This is a genomic window from Kitasatospora sp. NPDC018619, assembly GCF_044391605.1.
Lineage (GTDB): Bacteria > Actinomycetota > Actinomycetes > Streptomycetales > Streptomycetaceae > Kitasatospora.
Window position 1 is genome coordinate 51,007 of the sequence record NZ_JBISAI010000029.1, and the last position, 23,090, is coordinate 74,096.

The window sequence follows — 23,090 nt, forward strand, 5'->3', positions numbered from 1 at the left end:
GGACGCCACGAGCGGGCGCCACCGAGGGCCCCTCCCGGCCCCGCGATCCGCCCCGTCTGTCAGTCCCACCCGGCACCATGGGGGCATGGCGCCCCAGCACCCGACCCCGCCCGCCGACGACCCCCTGGCCGGCTTCGCCCCGGCCACCCGGGCCTGGTTCACCGGTGCCTTCTCCGCCCCCACCGCCGCCCAGGCCGAGGCCTGGCACGCCATCCGGCAGGACACCGATGTCCTGGTGGTCGCCCCCACCGGCTCCGGCAAGACGCTGGCCGCCTTCCTCTCCGCCCTCGACCGGCTCAGCAGCACCCCGCCCCCCGCCGAGCCCAGGCGCCGCTGCCGGGTCCTCTACGTCTCCCCGCTCAAGGCCCTCGCGGTGGACGTCGAGCGGAACCTGCGCGCCCCGCTGGCCGGCCTGCGCCAGGCCGCCGTCCGGCTCGGCCTGCCCGAGCCGGAGGTCCAGGTCGCCATCCGCTCCGGCGACACCCCGGCCGCCGACCGCCGCCGCTTCGCGAGCCACCCGCCGGACATCCTGATCACCACCCCCGAATCGCTGTTCCTGCTGCTCACCTCCGCCTCCCGGGAGGCCCTGCGCGGCGTGGACACGGTGATCCTGGACGAGGTGCACGCCGTCGCCGGCACCAAGCGCGGCGCCCACCTCGCCCTCAGCCTGGAGCGCCTCGACGCCCTGCTGGACCGCCCGGCCCGCCGCATCGGCCTGTCCGCGACCGTACGGCCGGTCGAGGAGGTGGCCCGCTTCCTCAGCCCCGGGCGCGGGGCCGCCGTCGTCCAGCCCGCCTCCGCCAAGGAGTTCGACCTCTCGGTGGTCGTCCCCGTCCCCGACCTGGACGACCTGCCCGCCGCCCCCGCCACCGGCGGCGCCTCCGACGCCGACCCGCAGCGCCAGGCCTCCATCTGGCCGCACGTCGAGGAGCGGATCGTCGACCTCGTCGAGGCGCACCGCTCGACCATCGTCTTCGCCAACTCCCGCCGCCTGGCCGAGCGGCTGTGCAACCGGCTGAACGAGATCGCCCACGAGCGCGCCACCGGCACCGCCCTGCCCGAGGCGCACGCCCCGGCCCAGCTGATGGGCGGCTCCGGCGCGGCCAAGGGCGTGCCCCCGGTCATCGCCCGGGCGCACCACGGCTCCGTCTCCAAGGAGCAGCGGTCCGTCGTCGAGGAGGAGCTGAAGGCCGGCCGGCTGCCCGCCGTCGTCGCCACCTCCAGCCTGGAGCTGGGCATCGACATGGGCGCCGTCGAGCTGGTCGTCCAGGTCGAGTCCCCGCCCTCGGTCGCCTCCGGCCTCCAGCGGGTCGGCCGGGCCGGCCACCAGGTCGGCGCCGTCTCCACCGGGGTGTTCTTCCCCAAGTACCGGGGGGACCTCGTCCAGTCCGCCGTCGTCACCGAGCGGATGCGGGACGGCCGGATCGAGGCGCTGCGCATCCCGCGCAACCCGCTGGACGTGCTCGCCCAGCAGCTGGTCGCGATGACGGCCCTGGACACCTGGCCGGTGGACGAGCTGCTCGCCGTCGTCCGCCGCGCCGCGCCCTTCGCGACGCTGCCGCAGTCCGCCTTCGACGCCGTGCTCGACATGCTGGCCGGCCGCTACCCCTCGGACGCCTTCGCCGAGCTGCGCCCGCGGCTGGTGTGGGACCGCGTGGCCGGCACGGTGGCCGGCCGCCCCGGCGCCCAGCGGCTGGCCGTCACCTCCGGCGGCACCATCCCCGACCGCGGCCTGTTCGGCGTCTTCATCGCCGGCGCCGACCCGAAGAAGGGCGGCGGCCGGGTCGGCGAGCTCGACGAGGAGATGGTCTACGAGTCCCGCGTCGGCGACGTGTTCACCCTCGGCACCACCTCCTGGCGGATCGAGGAGATCACCCACGACAAGGTGCTGGTCACCCCCGCCCCCGGCATCCCCGGCCGGCTCCCGTTCTGGAAGGGCGACTCCCTCGGCCGCCCGCTCGAACTCGGCCGCGCCCTCGGCGCCTTCACCCGCGAACTCGGCGCCCTGCCGCCCGAGGCCGCCACCGAGCGCCTCAAGCGGGCCGGCCTGGACGACTGGGCGGCCGCCAACCTGCTGGACTACCTGGCCGAACAGCGCGCCGCCTGCGGCCACCTCCCGGACGACCGCACCATCGTGGTCGAGCGCTTCCGGGACGAGCTCGGCGACTGGCGGATCGTCGTCCACTCCCCGTTCGGCGCCCAGGTGCACGCCCCCTGGGCGCTCGCCCTCGGCGCCCGGCTGCGCGAGAAGCACGGCCTGGACCCTCAGGTCATGCACGCCGACGACGGCATCGTGCTGCGCCTGCCCGACGCCGACCTGCTGGCCCCCGACTTCGACTTCGCCGCCCCCGCCGCGCCGACGGGCCGGGACGACGCCCCCGTCGGCGCCGACGCCACCCTGTTCGACCCCGGCGAGGTCGAGCAGCTCGTCACCGACCAGGTCGGCGGCTCCGCCCTGTTCGCCTCCCGCTTCCGCGAGTGCGCCGGCCGCGCCCTGCTGCTCCCCCGCCGCAGCCCCGGCCGCCGCACCCCGCTCTGGCAGCAGCGCCAGCGCGCCGCCCAACTGCTCGAAGTCGCCTCCGAGTACGGCTCGTTCCCGATCGTCCTGGAGGCCGTCCGGGAGTGCCTGCAGGACGTCTTCGACGTCCCCGGCCTGGTCGAGCTGATGGGTGATCTGGAGTCCCGCGCCGTCCGCCTGGTCGAGGTCACCACCACCGAGCCCTCGCCGTTCGCCCGGTCACTGCTGTTCGGCTACGTCGCCCAGTTCCTCTACGAGGGCGACTCCCCGCTCGCCGAGCGCCGCGCCGCCGCGCTGTCCCTCGACTCCCGGCTGCTGTCCGAACTCCTCGGCCAGGCCGAGCTGAGCGAACTGCTCGACCCGCACGTGCTGGCCGAGCTGGAGGCCGAGCTCCAGCGCCTCACCCCGGAGCGCCGGATCAGGGACACCGAGGGCGTCGCCGACGCCCTGCGCCTGCTCGGCCCGCTCTCCGAGGCCGAGTTGGCCCTCCGCGGCGCCGAGCCGCTCTGGGCCCTGGAGCTGGAGGCGGCCCGCCGGGCGATCCCGGTGCGGATCGCCGGCGAGCAGCGCTGGGCCGCGATCGAGGACGCCGGACGGCTGCGCGACGCCCTGGGCACCCCGCTGCCGGTGGGCGTCCCGGAGGCCTTCACCGAGCCGGTCAAGGACCCGCTGGGCGACCTGATCGCCCGTCACGCTCGCACCCACGGCCCGTTCACCGCCGCCGAGGCCGCCGCCCGCTACGGCCTGGGCACCGCCGTGGTCACCGGCACCCTGCACCGGCTGACCGCCGCCGGCCGCCTGGTCCAGGGCCAGTACCGGCCCGCCGAGCAGCACACCGCCCCCGAGTGGTGCGACGCCGAGGTGCTGCGCCGGCTGCGCCGCCGCTCGCTGGCCGCCCTGCGCCAGGAGGTCGAGCCGGTGGCGCCCCGCGCCCTGGCCGCCTTCCTGCCGCAGTGGCAGCACCTGGCCGGCCACCGGCTGCGCGGCCCGGACGGCCTGCTGCGGGTGGTCGAGCAGCTCCAGGGCACCGCCCTGCCCGCCTCCGCGCTGGAGAAGCTGATCCTCCCGGCCCGGCTGAGCGACTACTCCCCCGGCCTGCTGGACGAGCTGACGGCGGCCGGCGAGATCGGCTGGTCCGGGGCGGGCGCCCTGCCCGGCAAGGACGGCTGGATCAGCCTGCACCTGGCCGAGAACGCCCACCTGCTGCGCCCCGAACCCGTCCCGCCCGCCCTCACCCCGGTGCACAGCGCCCTGATGTCCGCGCTGGCGGGCGGCTACGGCCTGTTCTTCCGCCAGCTCGTCCGGCAGCTCCCGGAGGAGACGCCCGAGCCGGAGGTCGTCGAGGCCCTCTGGGACCTCCTCTGGGCCGGTTGGGTCACCAACGACACCCTCGCCCCGCTGCGCGCCCTGCTCGGCTCCGGCCGGACGGCGGGCGCCACCGCCCACCGCGCGCCGCGGTCCACCCCGCGCGGCCGCTACGGGGGCGCCGGCCGGGCGTTCGGCCGGGCCGGCGGGGCGCTGCGCAGCGGCCCGCCGACGGTGGCCGGCCGCTGGTCCCTGCTGCCCGCCCTCGCCGCCGACCCGACGCTCCTGGCCACCGCCCGGGCGCAGAACCTGCTGGACCGGCACGGCCTGCTCACCCGGGGTGCCGTGGCGGCCGAACGGGTGCCGGGCGGGTTCGCCGGGGTCTACCGCGTGCTCGCCGCGATGGAGGAGCGCGGCCGGGCCCGCCGGGGCTACTTCGTCGAGGGCCTGGGCGGCGCCCAGTTCGCCATGGAGGGGGCGGCCGACCGGCTGCGCTCGGTGAACGCCCGGCTGGAGCGGGCGCGCCCCGCCGAGTGGCCGGCCGCCCCGACGGGTGAGCCGCCGCAGGCGCTGGTGCTGGCCGCCGCCGATCCGGCCAACGCCTACGGGGCGGCCCTGCCCTGGCCCGAACCGCCCGTGGCCCCCGGCGGCAAGGAGTCCACGGCCCACCGGCCCGGCCGCAAGGCGGGAGCCCTGGTGGTCCTGGTGGACGGCGAGCCGGCGCTGTACGTGGAGCGCGGCGGCAAGTCCCTGCTGGCCTGGTCGCAGGACGAGGCCACCCTGGCACTGGCGGCCGGGGCGCTCGCGGCCGCCGTGCGGGAGGGCGCGCTCAGCAGCGTCACGGTCGAACGGGCCAACGGCGAGCCCGCCCTGGGCTCGGACCTCGGCCGCGCCCTGGAGGAGGCCGGCTTCCACCCCACTCCGCGCGGCCTGCGCCTGCGGCCCTGACCCGGCCGCCCCGGCGCCGGGAAGCACCGTCCGGGGACGGAAACGCCGGAGGCCGCGGGGTCCACGACCCCGCGGCCTCCGGCCACGTCGAATCACCCGGTCGGCGGCGGCTGCGCCTCCACCGGCCCCGCCGGCCCCACCGGCTCCGCGCGCCGGCGCCGGGCCGGTCCGGTCGCGCTCCAGTCGGCGTGGACCGGAATGAGACCGAGCCCCCAGCCGCCGGCCGCGAGCAGCCCGAGCACCGCACCGTCGGCCAGCTGCCCCCGGACCACCAGGAGCCACCAGGCGAGCCCGGCGGCCGAGGCCGCCAGCACCCACCGCACCGGACGCCGCACCCGCGGGACCAGCCGCGTCCGAGCCCGTATTCGGGCCCTCGGGCGTGTCTGCGCGTCTGTTCGCACGACCGCCCTCCCTTCGCTCGCCCCGGGCAGGGGCGCCCGGGAGTCGAGGCCGGGATCAGGCGGCGACCACGTCCATCGCGGCGGCCTTGGGCGACATCGTCGCCCGGTCGGCGCCGGGGGCGGGCAGCGGAACCGGTTCGAGTACCGGCCTCAGCAGATCACCTTCGGAGAGGGTGGCCATCGCCGCAAGTTCGGCGAGCGACAGTTCGTCGCTGACCTCGCGCATGACCTCGGACATCCGGACGTCGAGTGCGTCGCAGATGGCGGAGAGCAACTCCGAGGAGGCCTCCTTCTGTCCCCGCTCGACCTCGGAGAGGTACCCGAGCGAAACCCTGGCGGCCGCCGACACCTCGCGGAGTGTGCGGCCCTGGCGCTGGCGCTGCCGACGCAGTACATCGCCCAGTAGGCGACGGAGCAGGATCATCGGTGCCTCCCTCCTCGGACTGCGGATCGAGATGTCACGACCCCACCGTACCGCCTTGCCCGCTTCGCGTGCGGGGACCCCGGTCGTGTTCACTCTGGGCTGCAAGGCCGCCCCCCTCCCTGTTCCGGTGTCGCACCCGGGTTCGCGGGCCCCTCGTGGTACCCGTAGCGGCCCACCCGGCCACCGTCACGCAACTCGTTCGCCACCTGGTTTCTGCCCCACCGGGGTGTTGGATGTAACACGATCCTCCAGCTGTCCCGTTCCCGCGCGCCGGATCGGCCGGTCCCGACCCGCTGCGGGCCCTCCCGCCGCGCCCCGCCCCGGCCGGGCGGCCTAGCGTGCGAACCGACCGACCAGCAGTTCCAGCGCGGCCGTCACCGCCCCGTGACGGATTGTGGCACGACCACCCGACAGCAGGGGCGAACTGACCAGAGTTCCCCCCGGGCCGGCGACCGCCAGGTGTACGGTGCCCACCGGGTGCCCGTCCTGCGGTTGCGGCCCGGCCACCCCCGTCGTCGCGAGCCCGTACGTGGCCCCCAGCAACGCGCGCACGCCCTCGGCCATCTGCCGGGCCACCACCGGGTGGACCGGTCCGTGCACGTCCAGCAGTCCCTCGTCCACGCCGAGCACCGAGGCCTTCAGGTCCGTCGCGTACGCCGTGACGGACCCCCGGAAGGTGGTCGCCGCCCCGGGGACGTCCACCAGCGCGGCGGCCAGCAGCCCGCCGGTCAGCGACTCGGCGACGGCCAGCGTGCCGCCCTCGGCCCGCAGCGCGGCGTGCGCCCGCTCGGCCAGTCCACGGGTCCCCGCGGCCGCGTCCCCCACCGCGGCCCGCCCGCCCTCGTCCGGCTCCGACACCCCGACTCCCTCGTTCAGCGGCCGGCCTGTGCGGCGGCGGCCCGTCCCTCGCGGCGCAGGCGCAGCGCCTGGCCGATGTAGTCCAGCGCGGTGCCGACGGTCAGCAGCACCGCAAGCCCCATCAGCACGGCCCGCCCGGTGGCCAGCCAGCCGGTCAGGTCCAGGACGTACATGCCGACCGCCGTGCCCTGGGTCAGCGTCTTGAGCTTGCCGCCGCGGCTGGCCGGGATGACCCCGTAGCGGATCACCCAGAACCGCATCAGCGTGATGCCGAGCTCGCGGGCCAGGATCACCGCGGTGACCCACCAGGGCAGGTCGCCGAGCAGCGAGAGGCCGATCAGCGCCGAGCCCATGATCGCCTTGTCGGCGATCGGGTCGGCGATCTTCCCGAAGTCGGTGACGAGGCCCTTGCGCCGGGCCAGCTCGCCGTCGAACAGGTCGGTGATCATCGCGATCGCGAACGCCGCCCAGGCGACCGAGCGCCACTTGGGGTTGTGCCCGCCGTCGGCGAACAGCAGCGCCACGAAGACGGGCACCAGCAGCACCCGGACCATCGTGAGCACGTTGGCGATGTTCCAGACCCCCGGGGTCGACGGCGCCGCGGCCACCGGTCTGCCCGGGTGGGCCGCGGCCGGGGCGCCTGGCCCCTTGGTCATTCCCCGGCTCCCGGAGCCTGACGGACCCGCACCTGCTCCAGCGCCTCGGCGATCAGGTCGACGCCCTCGCTGGCGACCACCTTGGCCCGCCAGAACTGGCCGATCTCGGGGGCCTCGACGCCGGTGAGGGTGGTCAGGCCGTCGGTCTCCGGGGCCTGGTGGGCGCTGCGGCCCTCGACCACGCCGTCCTCGATCGACTCGATCAGCACCTCGACCTCGGTGCCGATCCGCTGCTCGGCCCGCTGGGCGGTCATCTCCTCGGCCAGTCGGCTGAGCCGGCTCAGCCGGTCGGCGATCACGTCCTCGGGGAGCTTGCCGTCGTAGGTCGCGGCCTCGGTGCCGTCCTCGTCCGAGTAGCCGAAGACGCCGATCGCGTCCAGCCCGGCGTGGGTGATGAAGCGCTCCAGCTCGGCGAAGTCCTCCTCGCTCTCGCCGGGGAAGCCGACGATGAAGTTGGACCGGGCGCCGGCCTGCGGGGCCTTGCCGCGGATGGTGCCCAGCAGCTCCAGGAACTGGTCGGTGGAGCCGAAGCGGCGCATCCGGCGCAGCACGGCGGGCGCCGAGTGCTGGAAGGACAGGTCGAAGTAGGGCACCACGCCGGCCGTCCCGGTCATCGAGTCGACCAGGCCCGGGCGCATCTCGGCCGGCTGGAGGTAGGAGACCCGCACCCGCTCGACGCCCTCGATCGCGGCGATCTCGCCGAGCAGCGTCTCCAGCAGCCGGATGTCGCCGAGGTCCTTGCCGTACGAGGTGTTGTTCTCGCTCACCAGGACGATCTCGCGCACGCCCTGCCCGGCCAGCCACTGCGCCTCGTGCAGCACGTCGGAGGGCCGGCGGGAGATGAAGGAGCCGCGGAAGGCCGGGATGGCGCAGAAGGAGCAGCGGCGGTCGCAGCCGGAGGCGAGCTTGACCGAGGCGACGGGGCTGCTGTCCAGCCGCTTGCGCAGGGTGCGCGGGCCGGAGGCCGGGGCCAGGCCGTCGGGGAGGTCGGCGATCGGCTCGGCGGCGGCCTCGGCGCCGTGGCCGGGCAGGGCGACGGCCTCGGCGGCGGACTGCCGCTCGGCCGGGCTGATCGGGAGCAGCTTGCGGCGGTCGCGCGGGATGTGCGGGGCGTGGTGGCCGCCGGAGAGGATGGTCTGGAGGCGGTCGGAGATGTCCGAGTAGTCGTCGAAGCCGAGGACGCCGTCCGCCTCGGGAAGGGCGTCGGCGAGCTCCTTGCCGTACCGCTCGGCCATGCAGCCGACCGCGACGACGGCCTGGGTGCGGCCGTGCCCCTTGAGGTCGTTGGCCTCCAGCAGGGCGTCCACCGAGTCCTTCTTGGCGGCCTCGACGAAGGCGCAGGTGTTGACCACGGCGACGTCCGCTTCGGCGGCGTCGTCGACGAGCAACCAGCCGTCGGCTTCCAGTCGCCCGGCGAGTTCCTCGGAGTCCACCTCGTTGCGGGCGCATCCGAGCGTGACAAGGGCGACAGTACGGCGTTCAGGCATAGGCCCAAGATTAACGCGCGGGCTCCGGTGCCGTTCGCCCCGGAGGCCGCGCGCCTCGGATCAGCTGATCATCGACGGGCCGTCCGGCCCCTGTGGTCAGCCCGCCTGCGGGTCTCCGGGGGTGTACGTGACGTGCACCACCTGGCCGTCCTTGCCCAGGAGGCCGAGGTCCTTGCCGTTGACGTACGCGTGCACGGCCCCGCCGTTGCCGAGCACCAGCTTGATCTGCCGGGGGTCGGTGAAGGTCTGGTCCTGGCCGTTGCTGATGTTGTTCTGGAACAGCGACTTGCCGTTGCCGTCCATCGCCGAGACCCAGCTGGTGCCCTCGGCGACCAGCTTCACGGTGACCTTGTCGGCCGGGACGGCGGCGATCGCGGCGGCGCTGGGCGCGGGCGCCGGCGGCTGGACGGTGGGCGTGGCGGCGGGGGCCACCGAGCCCGTGCCGGAGCCGCTGGGCAGCGGCGCGCTGGCCGAGCCGGTGGTGTCGTGGCCGCCCTTGCCGCTGACCAGGTTGAAGCCGATCAGCGCGACCACGGCGACGATCGCGGCGACCATGGCGGCCGCCCAGTTGGGCCGGCCGCGGCCGGGCACCTTGATCGGGCCGCTGTCGATCAGCTGGGTGGCCGGGCGCTTGGCGGCGGGCGAGCCGCCGTGCGCGGCGTCGTACCGGGCGACCAGCGCCTCGCCGTCGACGCCGACCGCCCGGGCGATCAGACGGATGTGGCCGCGGGCGTAGAAGTCGCCGCCGCAGCGGGCGAAGTCGTCCTGCTCGATGGCGTGGACGATCGGCACCCGCACCCGGGTGGCGGTACTCACCTGGTCCACCGTGAGCCCCGCGTCGATCCGGGCGGTGGACAGCACCCGGCCGATGCTCGGGGCATCGGCCGCCTGCACCACGTCGTCGGTCGGGTCGACGGACGGCATGGCGTTCTCGCGGTCGGAGGACTTGCCGATGGTCACGGGGCACGCCTTTCGAGCGGATGGCCACCTGCTGGAGAACAGTCTAGGGGCGTGGGCGGATCGTTTCTCAAGCGGAACGGGCCCGAATGCGCGCGCCCGATCCGACCGGGGTCCGGAACTCCGCTGACGAGCCGTCAGCGGAGTCGGGCGGGGGCCTTGTGTTCGTCTTCCGCCGTGGGACGCGGTGAACGCACGTTCGGTTCCCCACGCGCCGCCTACCCTCCACCGAACGAGTGACACCTCGCCCAGGACACGGCCCGGGCCCCGAGCGGCCCGCTCCGTCAGCCCCTGAGGGTGACCAGCACCCCGTCCAGCTCGTCCGGCTTCACCAGCACGTCGCGGGCCTTGGAGCCCTCGCTCGGGCCGACGATCCCGCGCGACTCCATCAGGTCCATCAGCCGGCCGGCCTTGGCGAAGCCGACCCGCAGCTTGCGCTGGAGCATCGAGGTCGAGCCGAACTGGGTGGAGACCACCAGCTCGGCCGCCTGGATCAGCAGGTCCAGGTCGTCGCCGATCTCCTCGTCGATCTCCTTCTTCGGCCCGCCCCCGACCACCACGTCGTCCCGGTAGACGGCGCTCAGCTGGTCCTTGCAGTGCTGGACGACCTTGGCGATCTCCGCCTCGGTGACGAAGGCGCCCTGCATGCGGATCGGCTTGCTCGCGCCCATCGGCAGGAAGAGCGCGTCCCCCTTGCCGATCAGCTTCTCCGCGCCGGGCTGGTCGAGGATGACCCGGGAGTCGGCCATCGCGGAGGTCGCGAAGGCCAGCCGGGACGGCACGTTGGCCTTGATCAGGCCGGTGACCACGTCCACCGAGGGCCGCTGGGTGGCGAGCACCAGGTGGATGCCGGCCGCGCGGGCCAACTGGGTGATCCGGACCACCGAGTCCTCGACGTCGCGCGGCGCGACCATCATCAGGTCGGCCAGCTCGTCGACGATCACCAGCAGGTACGGGTACGGCGCCAGCTCGCGCTCGCTGCCCGGCGGCGGGGTGACCTTGCCGGCCCGCACGGCCGCGTTGAAGTCGTCCACGTGCCGGAAGCCGTACGCCGCGAGGTCGTCGTAGCGCATGTCCATCTCGCGCACCACCCACTGGAGGGCCTCGGCGGCCTTCTTGGGGTTGGTGATGATCGGCGTGATCAGGTGCGGGATGCCCTCGTAGGCGGTCAGCTCGACCCGCTTGGGGTCGACCAGCACCATCCGCACCTCGTCCGGGGTGGCCCGGGCGAGGATCGAGGTGATCAGGCAGTTGATGCAGGACGACTTGCCCGCGCCGGTCGCACCGGCGACCAGGATGTGCGGCATCTTGGCGAGGTTGGCCATCACGGTGTGGCCCTCGACGTCCTTGCCCATGCCGACGACCATCGGGTGGCTGTCCTCGGCGGCCGCGCGCGAGCGCAGCAGGTCGCCGAGGTTGACCATCTCGCGGTCCCGGTTGGGGATCTCGATGCCGACGGCGGACTTGCCCGGGATCGGGCTGATGATCCGCACGTCCGGGCTGGCCACCGCGTACGCGATGTTCTTGGCGAGCGCGGTGATCCGCTCCACCTTGACGGCGGGGCCGAGCTCGACCTCGTAGCGGGTCACCGTCGGGCCCCGGGTGAAGCCGGTGACCTTGGCGTCCACCTTGAACTCGGCGAAGGTGCTGGTGAGCTGGGCGACCACCTCGTCGTTGAGGGCGCTGCGGGCCTTGGCGGGGCCGCCGCGCTCCAGCAGGTCGAGCGAGGGCAGCGCGTAGGTGACGCCCTCGCCGAGCTGGAGCTGCTCCATCCGCACCGGCGCCGGGCCGTGCTCCTCGGGCGCGCCCGCGCCGGCCCCTCGGGCGGCCGGGACGGCGGGCTCCTCGGGCGGGGCGGTGCGGTCCTGCACCTGGTGCATCATGTCCGCCACCGCGGAGGAGGCGGGCACGCCGTAGACCAGCGCGCCGTCCAGGTCGGCGGCCGCGCCGGCGGCGAGGTCACGGGTGGCGTACGGGTCCAGCGGCTCCTTGTCCAGGGAGATCCGCTCGGCGTCCTCCGGCTCCTCGGGCTGCCGGCGCCGACGGCGGCGGCGCCGGGCGGCCACCTCGTCCGTGGGGTCGTCGCCGACGGTTTCCACGGTGAACGGCAGCGCGTCGGGGTCGGCGTCCTCCGGCGGCTCGGTGGACAGCTCGCGCTCCGGCGTGCGCCCCCAGGGCACGTCCTCCGGCCCGGGCTCGACCACGCCGAGCCGTATGCCGACGCCCCGCACCCGCTCGCCGATCCGGTTGATCGGCGTGGCGGTGACCACCAGCAGGCCGAAGAAGGCCAGCAGCAGGAGCAGCGGCACGGCGAGCGCCGGTCCGGCGGCGGCCATCATCGGCGTGGACACGGCCCAGCCGACGATCCCGCCGGCCGCCCTGATCCGGGAGGCGCCGCTGCCCATCATGGGCGCGCCGCAGCCGATGTGGACCAGTCCGAGGACGCCGACCAGCAGCGCGGTCAGCCCGATCATGATCCGGCCGTTGGCCTCCGGCAGCTCCGGGTGGCGCCAGAGCCGGATCGCCATCGCGGCGAACAGGAACGGCACCAGGACGTCGAGCCGGCCGAACAGCCCGGACACCACGGCGGTGGCCCCCTCGCCCAGCCAGCCCTGCGGGCTGAACCAGGTGCCGGCCGCGGTCACCAGCGCGAGCGCGAACAGCAGCAGGCCCACGCCGTCCTTGCGGTGGTCCGGGTGGAGGTTCTTGGCGCCGTCGCCGAAGCCCCGGAAGACCGCCGCGAGCGGGCTGCCCAGGGCGTTGAGCGCGCCCATCAGCACCGACCTGGAGGGCTTCGGCGGGGGCGCGGCCGACCTGGCCGCCGCCTTCTTGGCGGGAGCCGCCTTCTTGGCGGGCGGCTTGCCCGGGGCCTTCGCCGCGGCCTTCTTGGACGGTCCCGGACTCGACTTACGTGCTGCGTTCCCGGGCGTACGAGTGGCCATGGGTCAGCAGCCTACCGGGGCGGGCGACCCCAGCACATGTGCTCGACCCCGGGCGGTCGGACGTGTCGCCGACACACCGTCACCCTGACCGGGCTTCACCCGCCCGCAGCAACAGGACCACCCGAACGGGTGAGCCCCGGCGCGGAGGTCAGGAGCTGCCCGGGCGCATCGCGTCCAGCGCCCGGCGCAGCCCCGCGAGCTTGCGCTCCAGGTGCGCGGCGGTGGCGGCCACCCCGGCGTCCTCGCCCCCGTCCAGCTGCTTGGCGAGCGCCTCCGCCTGCTCCTCGACGGCCGCCAGCCGGGCGGACAGCTCGCCCAGCAGCGCCCCGCCGAGGGTCTGCTCGCCGCCGCCCTCCTCCAGTTGCAGGCGCAGCAGCGCGGCCTGCTCCTTCAGCTGGCAGTTCTTGGCGTACAGGTCGACGAAGACGGAGACCTTGGCGCGCAGCACCCACGGGTCGAAGGGCTTGGAGATGTAGTCCACCGCGCCGGCCGCGTAGCCGCGGAAGGTGTGGTGCGGGCCGTGGTTGATCGCGGTCAGGAAGATGATCGGGATGTCCCGGGTGCGCTCGCGGCGCTTGATGTGGGCGGCGGTCTCGAAGCCGTCCATCCCCGGCATCTGGACGTCCAGCAGGATCACCGCGAAGTCGTCGGTGAGCAGCGCCTTCAGCGCCTCCTCCCCGGAGGCCGCGCGCACCAGCGTCTGGTCCAGCGCCGAGAGGATCGCCTCCAGCGCCAGCAGGTTCTCCGGTCGGTCGTCGACCAGGAGGATCTTGGCCTTCTGCATCAGGGCTCGCCCTCCTGTCGCCTGCCTGCCGCCCGGTGCAGGCACCCGCGTACTGCCCACCGCTACCCCGGTCATGCTAGCCGCACCCCCTCGCCCGGCACATCGCCCCGTCGTGACCCGATCCGGGGCGGCGCGCAGCCAGTGCTCCGGCGCACGCTCACCAGCGTGTTGCCGCCCGGTCACTGTTCGCAACGATCGGTGACCCTACCGGGTTCCCGGGCCCGACCGCCAGCAAACCGGCCGACCGACCGGCGTGAACCCGGGGGCCCGGCCCGGGTTCGCGCCTCCCCCGCACGATCACGCGCGGTCGCCGTTCAACCACTCGTGCATGACGGACAGCAGGTGGTCGGTCTCCACCGGCTTGGTGATGTGGTCGGTGGCACCCGCTTCGAGCGACTTCTCCCGGTCGCCCTTCATCGCCTTGGCGGTCAGCGCGATGATCGGCAGGCCGGCGAACTGGGGCATCCGGCGGATCGCCTCGGTGGTCGCGTAGCCGTCCATCTCCGGCATCATGATGTCCATCAGGACCAGCGCCACGCTCTCGTGCTGCTCCAGCATCTCGATGCCCTCGCGGCCGTTCTCCGCGTACAGGACGGTCAGGCCGTGCTGCTCCAGCACGCTGGTGAGGGCGAACACGTTGCGGACGTCGTCGTCCACGATCAGCACCTGCTGGCCGTCGAAGCGCCGGTCGCCGTTGACCGGGCGGGGCGGGGCGGGCTCCACCGCCCGCGGTCCGGCGGCGGCCTCCAGGGCGGCGCTGCGCCGGCGCTCCACCGCGCCGCGGCGGCGCTCCTCGGCCAGTTCGCGGACCTCCTGGGCCCAGTGGTCGGCCGGGTTCTCGCCGACCGGCACCGGCAGGCCCACCGGGGTCACCCCGACCGAGGCGCGCGGTGCCAGGGCGTTCGGCGCGCTCTGGCGGGGCTCGCCGGCGGCCTCCGGGGCCTCGGTGCGCAGCGGCAGGTAGAGCGTGAAGGTGGAGCCCTTGCCCAGCTCGCTCTCGGCGTGGATCTCGCCGCCGAGCAGCCGGGCGATCTCGCGGCTGATGGACAGGCCGAGGCCGGTGCCGCCGTACTTGCGGCTGGTGGTGCCGTCGGCCTGCTTGAACGCCTCGAAGATCTCCCGCAGCTTGTTGCCGGGGATGCCGATGCCGGTGTCGGAGACCGCGAAGGCGATCAGCTCGTCGTCCGGGCCCTGGATCGAACCGGACTCCAGCAGCCGCTCGCGCACGTGCTGGGGGACCTCCCGGCCCGCCGGGCGGATCGAGAAGTCGACGGCTCCGGCGTCGGTGAACTTCACCGCGTTGGAGATCAGGTTGCGCAGCACCTGCTGGAGCCGCTGCTCGTCGGTGTGCAGGGTGACGGGCAGGGCCGGCGAGACCCGCACGGCGAAGTCCAGGTTCTTGTCCAGCGCGACCGGCTGGAAGGTGGCCTCGACGTAGTCGACCAGCTGGACCAGGGCGATCCGGGCCGGGCGGACGTCCATCTTCCCGGCCTCGACCTTGGACAGGTCGAGGATGTCGTTGATCAGCTGGAGCAGGTCCGAGCCGGCGCCGTGGATGGTGTCGGCGAACTCGACCTGCTTGGGCGAGAGGTTGCCCTCGTTGTTGTCGGAGAGCAGCTTGGCCAGGATCAGCAGCGAGTTGAGCGGGGTGCGCAGCTCGTGCGACATGTTGGCGAGGAACTCGCTCTTGTACCGGGAGGCCAGGGCGAGCTGCTCGGCGCGCTCCTCCAGGACCTGCCGGGCCTCCTCGATCTCACCGTTCTTGATCTCGATGTCGCGGTTCTGCTGGGCGAGTTGCTCGGCCTTCTCCTGCAACTCCTCGTTGGTGCGCTCCAGTTCCTCCTGGCGGGCCTCCAACTCGGCCGACCGCATCGAGAGTTCGGCGGTCAGCCGCTGGGACTCCAGCAGCAGGCCCTCGGTCTTGGTGTTGACGCTGATGGTGTTGACGGTGACGCCGATGAGGTCGGCGATCTGGTTCAGGAAGTCCAGTGCGACGGTGGTGAAGGAGCTGAAGGTGGCCAGCTCGATCACGCCCAGCAGCCGGCCCTCGAACAGCACCGGCAGCACCACGATGTGGGCCGGGGAGGCCTCGCCGAGCCCTGAGGCGATCTTCAGGTAGCCGGGCGGCGCCTCCTTGAGGATGATCGCCCGCTTCTCCACCGCGGCCTGGCCGATCAGCGACTCGCCGGGGCGGAAGGTGGTCGGCATCGCCCGCCGCTGGTAGCCGTAGCTGCCGATCAGGCGCAGCACGGTGTCGTTCTCGTCGTCGTCCTCGGTGATCAGTTCGGCGGTGCGGCCGGCCGGCTGGGCGAGGAAGAAGGCGCCGTGCTGGGCGGAGACCACCGGGGTCAGCTCGGTCATGATCAGCGAGGCGACCGCCTCCAGGTCCCGGCGGCCCTGGAGCAGGCCGGAGATCCGGGCCAGGTTGGTCTTGAGCCAGTCCTGCTCCTGGTTGGTGCGGGTGGTCTCGCGCAGGTTGGCGATCATCTGGTTGATGTTGTCCTTGAGCTCGTCGAGCTCGCCCGCGGCGTCCACGTCGATCCGCAGGCTCAGGTCGCCCCTGGTGACCGCGGTGGCGACCTGGGCGATCGCGCGCACCTGCCGGGTCAGGTTGTTGGCCAGCTCGTTCACCGACTCGGTCAGGTCCTGCCAGGTGCCGTCCACCCCGGGCACCCGGGCCTGGCCGCCGAGCCGTCCGTCGGTGCCCACCTCGCGGGCGACCCGGGTCACCTCGTCGGCGAACGCCGACAGCTGGTCGACCATGGTGTTGATGTTGGTCTTGAGCTGGAGGATCTCGCCGCGCGCGTCGACGTCGATCTTCTGCGAGAGGTCGCCGCGGGCCACCGCGGTGATCACCAGCGCGATGTTGCGCACCTGGCCGGTGAGGTTGTTGGCCATCTGGTTGACGTTGTCGGTCAGGTCCTTCCAGATCCCGGCCACGCCCGGCACGCTCGCCTGGCCGCCCAGGGTGCCGTCGGTGCCCACTTCTCGGGCGACCCGGGTGACCTCCACCGCGAACGAGGACAGCTGGTCGACCATCGTGTTGAGGGTCGCGGCGAGCGCCGCCACCTCGCCCTGGGCGTCGATGGAGATCTTCTTGGAGAGGTCCCCGCGGGCCACCGCGCCGGCGACCTCGGCGATGTTGCGGACCTGGCCGGTCAGGTTCGACGCCATAAAGTTGACGTTGTCGGTCAGGTCCTTCCAGATGCCCGACACCCCGCGCACCCGGGCCTGGCCGCCCAGGATGCCCTCGGTGCCCACCTCGCGGGCGACCCGGGTCACCTCGTCGGCGAACGCCGACAGCTGGTCGACCATGGTGTTGACGGTCGTCACCAGCTCCAGGATCTCGCCCCGGGCGTCGACGGTGATCTTCTTGGAGACGTCGCCGCGCGCCACCGCCGTGGTCACCTCGGCGATGTTCCGGACCTGGCTGGTCAGGTTGTTGGCCATCAGGTTGACGGAGTTGGTCAGGTCCTTCCAGATCCCGGCCACGCCGGGCACGCTGGCCTGGCCGCCGAGGATGCCCTCGGTGCCGACGTCCCGGGCGACCCTGGTCACCTCGTCCGCGAAGGCGCCCAGCTGGTCGACCATCGTGTTGATGGTGTTCTTCAGCTCCAGGATCTCCCCGCGCGCGTCCACCTGGATCTTCTGCGAGAGGTCGCCCTTGGCGACCGCGGTCGTCACCTGGGCGATGTTGCGCACCTGGTCGGTGAGGTTGTTCGCCATGAAGTTGACGTTGTCGGTCAGGTCGCGCCAGACCCCGGCCGCCCAGGGCACCTGCGCCTGACCGCCCAGCCGCCCCTCGGTGCCCACCTGGCGGGCCACCCTGGTCACCTGCTCGGCGAAGCCGGAGAGCTGGTCGACCATCGTGTTGATGGTGTTCTTCAGCTCCAGCATCTCGCCGCGCGCGTCCACCTCGATCTTCTGCGAGAGGTCGCCGCGGGCCACCGCCGTGGTCACCTGGGCGATGTTGCGCACCTGGCCGGTCAGGTTGTCGGCCATGAAGTTCACCGAGTCGGTCAGGTCCCGCCAGACCCCCGCCACGCCCGGCACCTGGGCCTGCCCGCCCAGCCGGCCCTCCGTCCCCACGTCCCGGGCCACCGTGGTGACCTGGGCCGCGAAGCCGTTCAGCTGGTCCACCATCGTGTTGACGGTGTTCTTCAGCTCCAGCATCTCGCCGGCCACCTCGACGGTGACCTTGCGGGACAGGTCTCCCTTGGCCACCGCCGTGGTCACCTGGGCGATGTTGCGCACCTGGGCGGTCAGCCGGCCCGCCATGGTGTTGACCGAGTCCGCCAGGTCCTTCCAACTGCCGGACACGCTGCGGACCTTGGCCTGGCCGCCGAGCTTGCCCTCGGTGCCGACCTCGCGGGCCACCCGGGTCACCTCGTCGGTGAACTCGGAGAGCTGGTCCACCAGCCCGTTGACGGTCCGCCCGATCTTCAGGTACTCGCCGCGCAGCGGGTGGCTCACCCCGTTGCTGTGCAGCGACCGCAGCTCCATCTTCTGGTCCAGGTCGCCCTCGGCGATCGAGGTGAGCACCCGGCCCACCTCGGCCATCGGGCGGGCCAGGTCGTCGATCAGCGCGTTGCAGTTGTCGACGGCCGCCATCCAGGCGCCCTCGCCCGCGCCGGTCTCCAGCCGCTCGTTCAGCCGGCCCTCGCGGCCCACCGCCCGCCGGACCCGCGCCAGTTCACCGGTCAGGTGCTGGTTGCGCTCGGCGACCTCGTTGAACACCGCGGCGATCTCGGCCAGCGGCCCGTCCCCGGGGACGGTCAGCCGGCGGCGGAAGTTGCCGTCCCGCATCGCGGTCAGCGCCGCCAGCAGCTTGCGCAGCTCGGCGGGCTCCGCACCGCGGTTGTGACTCACCCGCCGGCCGGCCGCGTTCCGCGGCACGGCCCCGGGGCGGCCGCCACGCGGGGCGGGCGGCGTCGTTCCGGTTGCGTCCTTGGTGGCCGAACTCAACGGGCCCCTCCCACATCGTGAACTGTCCGGTGACCGACGGTGCCGGGGCGGCACGCACCCGGGCACCGGCCCGGTCGGGCTGCGTACCGGCGGCCTGCGGCGCGCCGACACCCACACGACCGTACTGCGCCCACCGGCCGTCGCGGACCCCCCAGTCTGGCAGCACCCGCGCCGGGTACACGGCCGGTTGCGCTCGGTTCGTACCGCACCGTCCGAAACAGGTGGGCAGAATCACCCTCTGGTGCCTGTTTCGACGCCCCGCCCCCACGGGGAACCAACCGGAAAGTAGGGTGGAGCGCTGCACCGGGCCACGACCCGACCCAGCGCCGCCGCTCACCCCGACGGCGCGCACGGGGAGTCGGCGCCGCACCCCCGGACAGCCAGGGCAAGAGCAGCAGAGGAGAAGTGGCAACGTGGTCACCGCGCGCGCAGCCGCGACCTTCGACCCCGACGGCCGGTCCGCGGCCGCCGCACGGGGCTTCGTCCGGGACGCGCTGCTCGGCTGGGGGCTGCCCGAGGTGGTCGACGACGCGGTCGTGCTGGTCAGCGAGCTCGTCACCAACGCCGTCGTGCACGCCGGCACCGCCGCCGAGGTCTGTTGCCTGCGCGAGGAGGAGAGCGTCCGGATCGAGGTCACCGACCACCACCCCGAGCGCGGGCTCCCCTCGCTCGGCGACGGCCCGGTCACCGACTCCGACCGCTACGCCGACCCGGACGGTGAGGGCGGCCGCGGCCTGCTGATGTGCTCCGCCCTCGCCGAACGGTGGGGCGTCGAGTACGGGGCCGGCCGCAAGACCGTCTGGTTCCGCCTCACACTGCCCGCACACGTGCTCGGCACCCGCTACGCCGTTCCCGCCACGCCGGGCAGCGACCTGCCCAGCGGCCCCGGCCCGGTGCACGTCGCCGTCGTCCAGCTCGACGAGGACGGCCGGGTGCTGGCCTGGAACCCGGACGCCGAGGCGCTCTTCCAGTACCCCGCGGCCGCCGTCCTCGGCCGCCCCTGGGCCGACCTCGCGGTCTGGCCGCAGGCCCCCGCCCGCGGCCCCGGCCTGACCGACACCCTGCGGATGGCCCGCTGGGAGGGCGGCTACGGCATCCGCTGCCAGGACGGGCGCGAGGTCGAGGTGTACGGCGCCCAGGTCCGGCTGCGCGACACCGAGGGCGTCCCCTCCACCCTCTGCCTGATCGTCCTCGAACCCGACCGCGCGGTGCTGCGCTCCCCCGCCCGCCCCCTGCCCGGCGAGCGCCCCGACCCCGCCGGCCCCCGGCTCGACCTGCTGGCCGGGCCGGTCGCCGGCGACGACCTCGACACCCTGCTGCAGCGCACCGTCGAACGCGCCCGCGACCTGCTCGACGGCGATGCCGCGTACCTGCTCCTGACGACCGAGGACGAGGCCGAGTTCGAGGTCCGCGCCGCCACCGGCCTCACCTCCGGGCACCGCCGGCACACCCGCTTCCCGGTCGGCACCGGCAACCGCTACGACTCCGCCCGGCTGCCCTCCGTCCACGAGGACCTCGCCACCCGGCCCACCGGCCTGCCGCTGCTCTCCGACAGCGGCATGCGCTCCCTGGTCACCGTCCCGCTCAAGGTCGAGGGCCGGCTGATCGGCTCGCTCGGCATCGCCGCCGCCGTGCCCGGCCGCTACGACAACGAGGACGCGCTGCGCCTCCAGTTCGCCGCCGACCGGGTCGCCCTGGCCGTCGAGAGCACCCGGCTGACCGAGCTGGAACAGCTGCGCCGCGGCTCGCTCTCCTTCCTCGTCGAGGCCTCCGACCTGCTGGCCGGCACCCTCGAACACGAGCAGACCCTCGCCCTGATGGCCCAGATGGCCGTCCCGACCCTCGCTTCCTGGTGCGCCGTCTACACCACCGCCGACCACGCCTCCTTGGCCCGGCTCGCCTTCGTCCTGCACGAGGACGAGGACCGCATCGACCCGCTGCGCGACCTGCTCGACAAGACCCCCGCCCCGGAGGCCGGCCCCAGCCACGGCGTCCGGTTCTGGTCCGCGCCCGTCGAGACCGCCGAGGCCGGCGGCCTCACCGACGGCCCGGAGCTCGCCGGCCTGCTCGGCGAGACCGTCGTCCTCGCGCTGACCGCCCGCAACCGCGTCATCGGCCTGCTGGTGCTCGGCGTCCCGGCCGGCGTCCGGTTCCGCCAGGAGATCCTCGAGCTCGCCGAGGACCTCTCCCGCCGGGCCGCCCTCGCCCTGGACAACTCCCGCCTCTACTCCGAGCGCACCGCCACCAGCCAGGCCCTCCAGCGCAGCCTGCTCCCGCCGGACCTCCCGGAGATCCCCGGCGTCGAGGTGGACGTCTACTACCAGGCGGCCGGCGAGGGCAACGAGGTCGGCGGCGACTTCTACGACCTGTTCACCATCCGCGAGGGCACCTACGGCTTCGCCATCGGCGACGTCTGCGGCACCGGCCCCGAGGCCGCCTCGGTCACCGGCCTGGCCCGGCACTCCCTGCGGCTGCTCGCCCGCGAGGGCCTGGACGCCCCACAGGTGCTGACCAGGCTCAACGCGGCCATCCTGGACGAGGGGGCGCGCAGCCGCTTCCTCACCCTGCTCTACGGCGAGCTGACGCCCCGCCCGGACGGCAGCACCGAGCTCTCCCTGGTCTGCGCCGGCCACCCGCTGCCGCTGCGGCTGCGCACCGACGGCCGGGTCGACCGGGCCGCCACCCCGCAGCCGCTGCTCGGGGTCATGGACGACCTCGACCTCACCGCCGAGCACCTCGTGCTCGCCCCCGGCGAGGTCCTGCTCTGCGTCACCGACGGGGTCACCGAGCGCCGCGAGGGCCACCGGATGCTGGGCGACGACGGCCTCGCCGAGGTGCTGACCGGCTGCACCGGCCTGACCGCGGGCGCGGTCGCGGCACGCGTCCAGCGCGCGGTCGAGCGCTTCGCCCCGGAGCCGCCGTCCGACGACATGGCGATCCTGACCCTGCGGGTGCCCACCCAGCGTCAGGCGTGAGCGGTTCGCACCTGACGCAGTCACAAATTGTTATATTCACAATGGTACTAGCGAGCAGGGCCGGGTAGACCGATCCCACCGGGGAATCCCTCCGCCGGGGACGTGACCAGCCGCTCCCCGTTGACTCCTCACCTTCGACCGCTGCCCGCGCACGCTCACCGCCGTGCGCCCTCCGGCGCGGCCGCGCGCATCCACCCACCGTCACCCCACCACAGCGTCACTGCGCCCTGCGCGCGCCCAGAGTGAAAGGAGCCTCCGGTGAGCAACGACGCTACCGGGGCATCGAACGCCCGCTCCACCGGAGCCGACGCGGGTAACCTCGGCTACCTCGCGCTCGGTCTGACAACCCTCGCCTACGGCCTGCTCTCCACCGGTGTCCTGCACGGCGCCGGCGTCGGGAGCGCGGCCCACCTCGCCCATCTGCTCGGCGGCGTCACCCTCTTCGTCGCGGGCCTCTGGCAGCTCCGCGGCGGCGAGGGCTTCACCGGAACGGCCTTCACCAGCCTCGGCGCCTTCTGGGCGACCTGGTCCGCGGCCGGCGGAGCGAGCAGGAACGCGGCCGGTCTCTTCCTGCTGCTCTGGGCCCTGCTCGCCCTCAGCCTCACTGCCGCGAGCTGGGGCGCCGGCCTGATCGGCCGCGCCGTCTACGGCCTGCTGACGGTCTCCCTGGTGCTCTCCGCCGTCGCGTCCTTCGGCGGCTACGGGGGCCTGGCCAAGGCCGCCGGCTGGATCGCGGCCCTCTCCGGGCTCGCCGCCTGGTACCGGGCCACCTCCGCGCTGAGCAACGGCGCCTGGGGGAAGGTCTCCCTCCCGGTCAGGTGACCGTCCCCGGGGACGGGCGCGTGGGCGTTCACGCGCCCGTCCACGGGGCCGCCCGGTCAGCCGACCTGCTCCAGCCGCTCCTCGGCGGCGCCACGGGGCCGTGCCCCCGCTCCGGCGGCGGCCCGGCCCCGACGCCGTGCCGCCAACGCCAGCACGCCGTACGCGAGGAGCAGGATCGCCAGGGCCACGATGCCGTCCAGCCAGAAGTGGTTGGCCGTCACCACGACCACCGCGACCGTCAGCACCGGGTGCAGCACCATCACCCATCGCAGCGAACTGCGCGACACCCGGATCACCGCCACCGCCGCCAGCACGCACCAGGCCACGTGCACCGAGGGCATCGCCGACAGCTGGTCGGCCACCACCACCCCGCCGACCGCGCCGCCGTACACCGACTGCCCGTACTGGGCGGCCACGTCGACGAAGCCGCTCTCCGGCAGCATCCGGGGCGGCGCCACCGGGATGAACTGCACCAGCAGGCACACCGCCGTCGTGATCACCACCGTGTTGCGCACCCACGCGTAGCGCTCGCGGTGCCGCAGGAACACCCAGAGCAGGACGCCGAGCATCACGGCGAAGTGCATGACCGCGTAGTAGTAGTTCGCCAGCCTCACCAGCACCGGGTACGGGGTGACCGCCTGCTGCCAGGAGGCCTCGTCCGGCAGCCCGATCACCTGCTCGGTGTGGTGGATCCAGCTCGCGCGGTCCAGCGCGTGGTCCGTACTCATCACCGAGAGGTGCCCGACCAGCTGCCAGAGGGAGAACAGCGCCAGCAGCGTGCCCGCCTCCCGCAGCAGAGCGGACAGCGCCGGCTTCCGGCCCTTCCCCGCGGCGTACGCGCCCGCGTGGAGGCCGACGGCGACGGCCCCGGCGGACTGCCAGGTCAGGGTCAGGTTCTGCATTGGCCGAGGGTAACGCAAAAAGCCCCTTCCCGGACGGGAAGGGGCTTTTCGGAAGAATTGTTCGGCGGCGTCCTACTCTCCCACAGGGTCCCCCCTGCAGTACCATCGGCGCTGTAAGGCTTAGCTTCCGGGTTCGGAATGTAACC

13 protein-coding genes and 1 rRNA gene are annotated in these 23,090 nt (G+C 73.9%); 3 read left to right on the plus strand and 11 right to left on the minus strand.

The features are described 5' to 3' along the window. Positions 1-85 precede the first annotated feature (85 nt). Positions 86-4,771, plus strand: a complete 4,686-nt coding sequence (locus ACH5AR_RS31450) for an ATP-dependent helicase (RefSeq protein ID WP_396304934.1) — start codon at positions 86-88, stop codon at positions 4,769-4,771. Between the two features lie 92 nt (positions 4,772-4,863). Here the strand turns inward: ACH5AR_RS31450 and ACH5AR_RS31455 are convergent, their stop codons facing one another. From ACH5AR_RS31455 to ACH5AR_RS31495, 9 genes are all read right to left on the minus strand, one after another. After that, positions 4,864-5,085 carry a hypothetical protein gene (locus ACH5AR_RS31455; RefSeq protein WP_396304935.1) on the minus strand — a complete coding sequence of 74 codons (222 nt, stop codon included), beginning with the start codon at positions 5,083-5,085 and terminating at the stop codon, positions 4,864-4,866. A gap of 142 nt (positions 5,086-5,227) precedes the next feature. After that, entirely contained in the window at positions 5,228-5,596 is a 369-nt protein-coding gene (locus tag ACH5AR_RS31460) for a helix-turn-helix transcriptional regulator (RefSeq protein ID WP_359964922.1), read from the minus strand. Between the two features lie 333 nt (positions 5,597-5,929). Then, positions 5,930-6,421 (minus strand): CinA family protein, encoded by a 492-nt coding sequence (locus tag ACH5AR_RS31465; protein ID WP_396304947.1) that lies wholly within the window; start codon positions 6,419-6,421, stop codon positions 5,930-5,932. Positions 6,422-6,468: 47 nt separating this feature from the next. Next, positions 6,469-7,110: a CDP-diacylglycerol--glycerol-3-phosphate 3-phosphatidyltransferase gene (pgsA, locus tag ACH5AR_RS31470; protein ID WP_396304936.1), complete on the minus strand. Its 642-nt coding sequence runs from the start codon at positions 7,108-7,110 to the stop codon at positions 6,469-6,471. Then, positions 7,107-8,597, minus strand: coding sequence for a 30S ribosomal protein S12 methylthiotransferase RimO (rimO, locus tag ACH5AR_RS31475; RefSeq protein WP_396304937.1), 1,491 nt, complete (start codon positions 8,595-8,597; stop codon positions 7,107-7,109). Before rimO ends, pgsA begins: the two co-directional genes overlap by 4 nt. Positions 8,598-8,693: 96 nt before the next feature. Next, the gene (locus ACH5AR_RS31480) at positions 8,694-9,557 is read right to left on the minus strand and encodes a helix-turn-helix domain-containing protein (RefSeq protein ID WP_396304938.1); all 864 of its coding nucleotides are present in this window, start codon (positions 9,555-9,557) and stop codon (positions 8,694-8,696) included. Between the two features lie 281 nt (positions 9,558-9,838). After that, positions 9,839-12,496 carry a DNA translocase FtsK gene (locus ACH5AR_RS31485; RefSeq protein ID WP_396304939.1) on the minus strand — a complete coding sequence of 886 codons (2,658 nt, stop codon included), beginning with the start codon at positions 12,494-12,496 and terminating at the stop codon, positions 9,839-9,841. A gap of 148 nt (positions 12,497-12,644) precedes the next feature. Further along, entirely contained in the window at positions 12,645-13,283 is a 639-nt protein-coding gene (locus tag ACH5AR_RS31490) for a response regulator (RefSeq protein WP_396304948.1), read from the minus strand. Between the two features lie 294 nt (positions 13,284-13,577). After that, entirely contained in the window at positions 13,578-18,149 is a 4,572-nt protein-coding gene (locus ACH5AR_RS31495) for a HAMP domain-containing protein (RefSeq protein ID WP_396304940.1), read from the minus strand. A 386-nt stretch (positions 18,150-18,535) separates the two neighbouring features. Between ACH5AR_RS31495 and ACH5AR_RS31500 the strand changes: the two genes are divergently transcribed. Both ACH5AR_RS31500 and ACH5AR_RS31505 read left to right on the plus strand, forming a co-directional pair. Beyond that, positions 18,536-21,220, plus strand: a complete 2,685-nt coding sequence (locus ACH5AR_RS31500; RefSeq protein WP_396304941.1) for a SpoIIE family protein phosphatase — start codon at positions 18,536-18,538, stop codon at positions 21,218-21,220. A gap of 258 nt (positions 21,221-21,478) precedes the next feature. Further along, on the plus strand, positions 21,479-22,042 hold the full coding sequence (locus ACH5AR_RS31505; RefSeq protein WP_396304942.1) for an acetate uptake transporter: 564 nt from the start codon (positions 21,479-21,481) through the stop codon (positions 22,040-22,042). Positions 22,043-22,098: 56 nt separating this feature from the next. On the opposite strand, the gene ACH5AR_RS31510 is transcribed toward ACH5AR_RS31505, so the two are convergent. Next, positions 22,099-22,944, minus strand: coding sequence for a phosphatase PAP2 family protein (locus ACH5AR_RS31510; protein ID WP_396304943.1), 846 nt, complete (start codon positions 22,942-22,944; stop codon positions 22,099-22,101). A 59-nt stretch (positions 22,945-23,003) separates the two neighbouring features. Next, a 5S ribosomal RNA gene (gene rrf, locus ACH5AR_RS31515) occupies positions 23,004-23,090 on the minus strand; the annotation flags it as partial.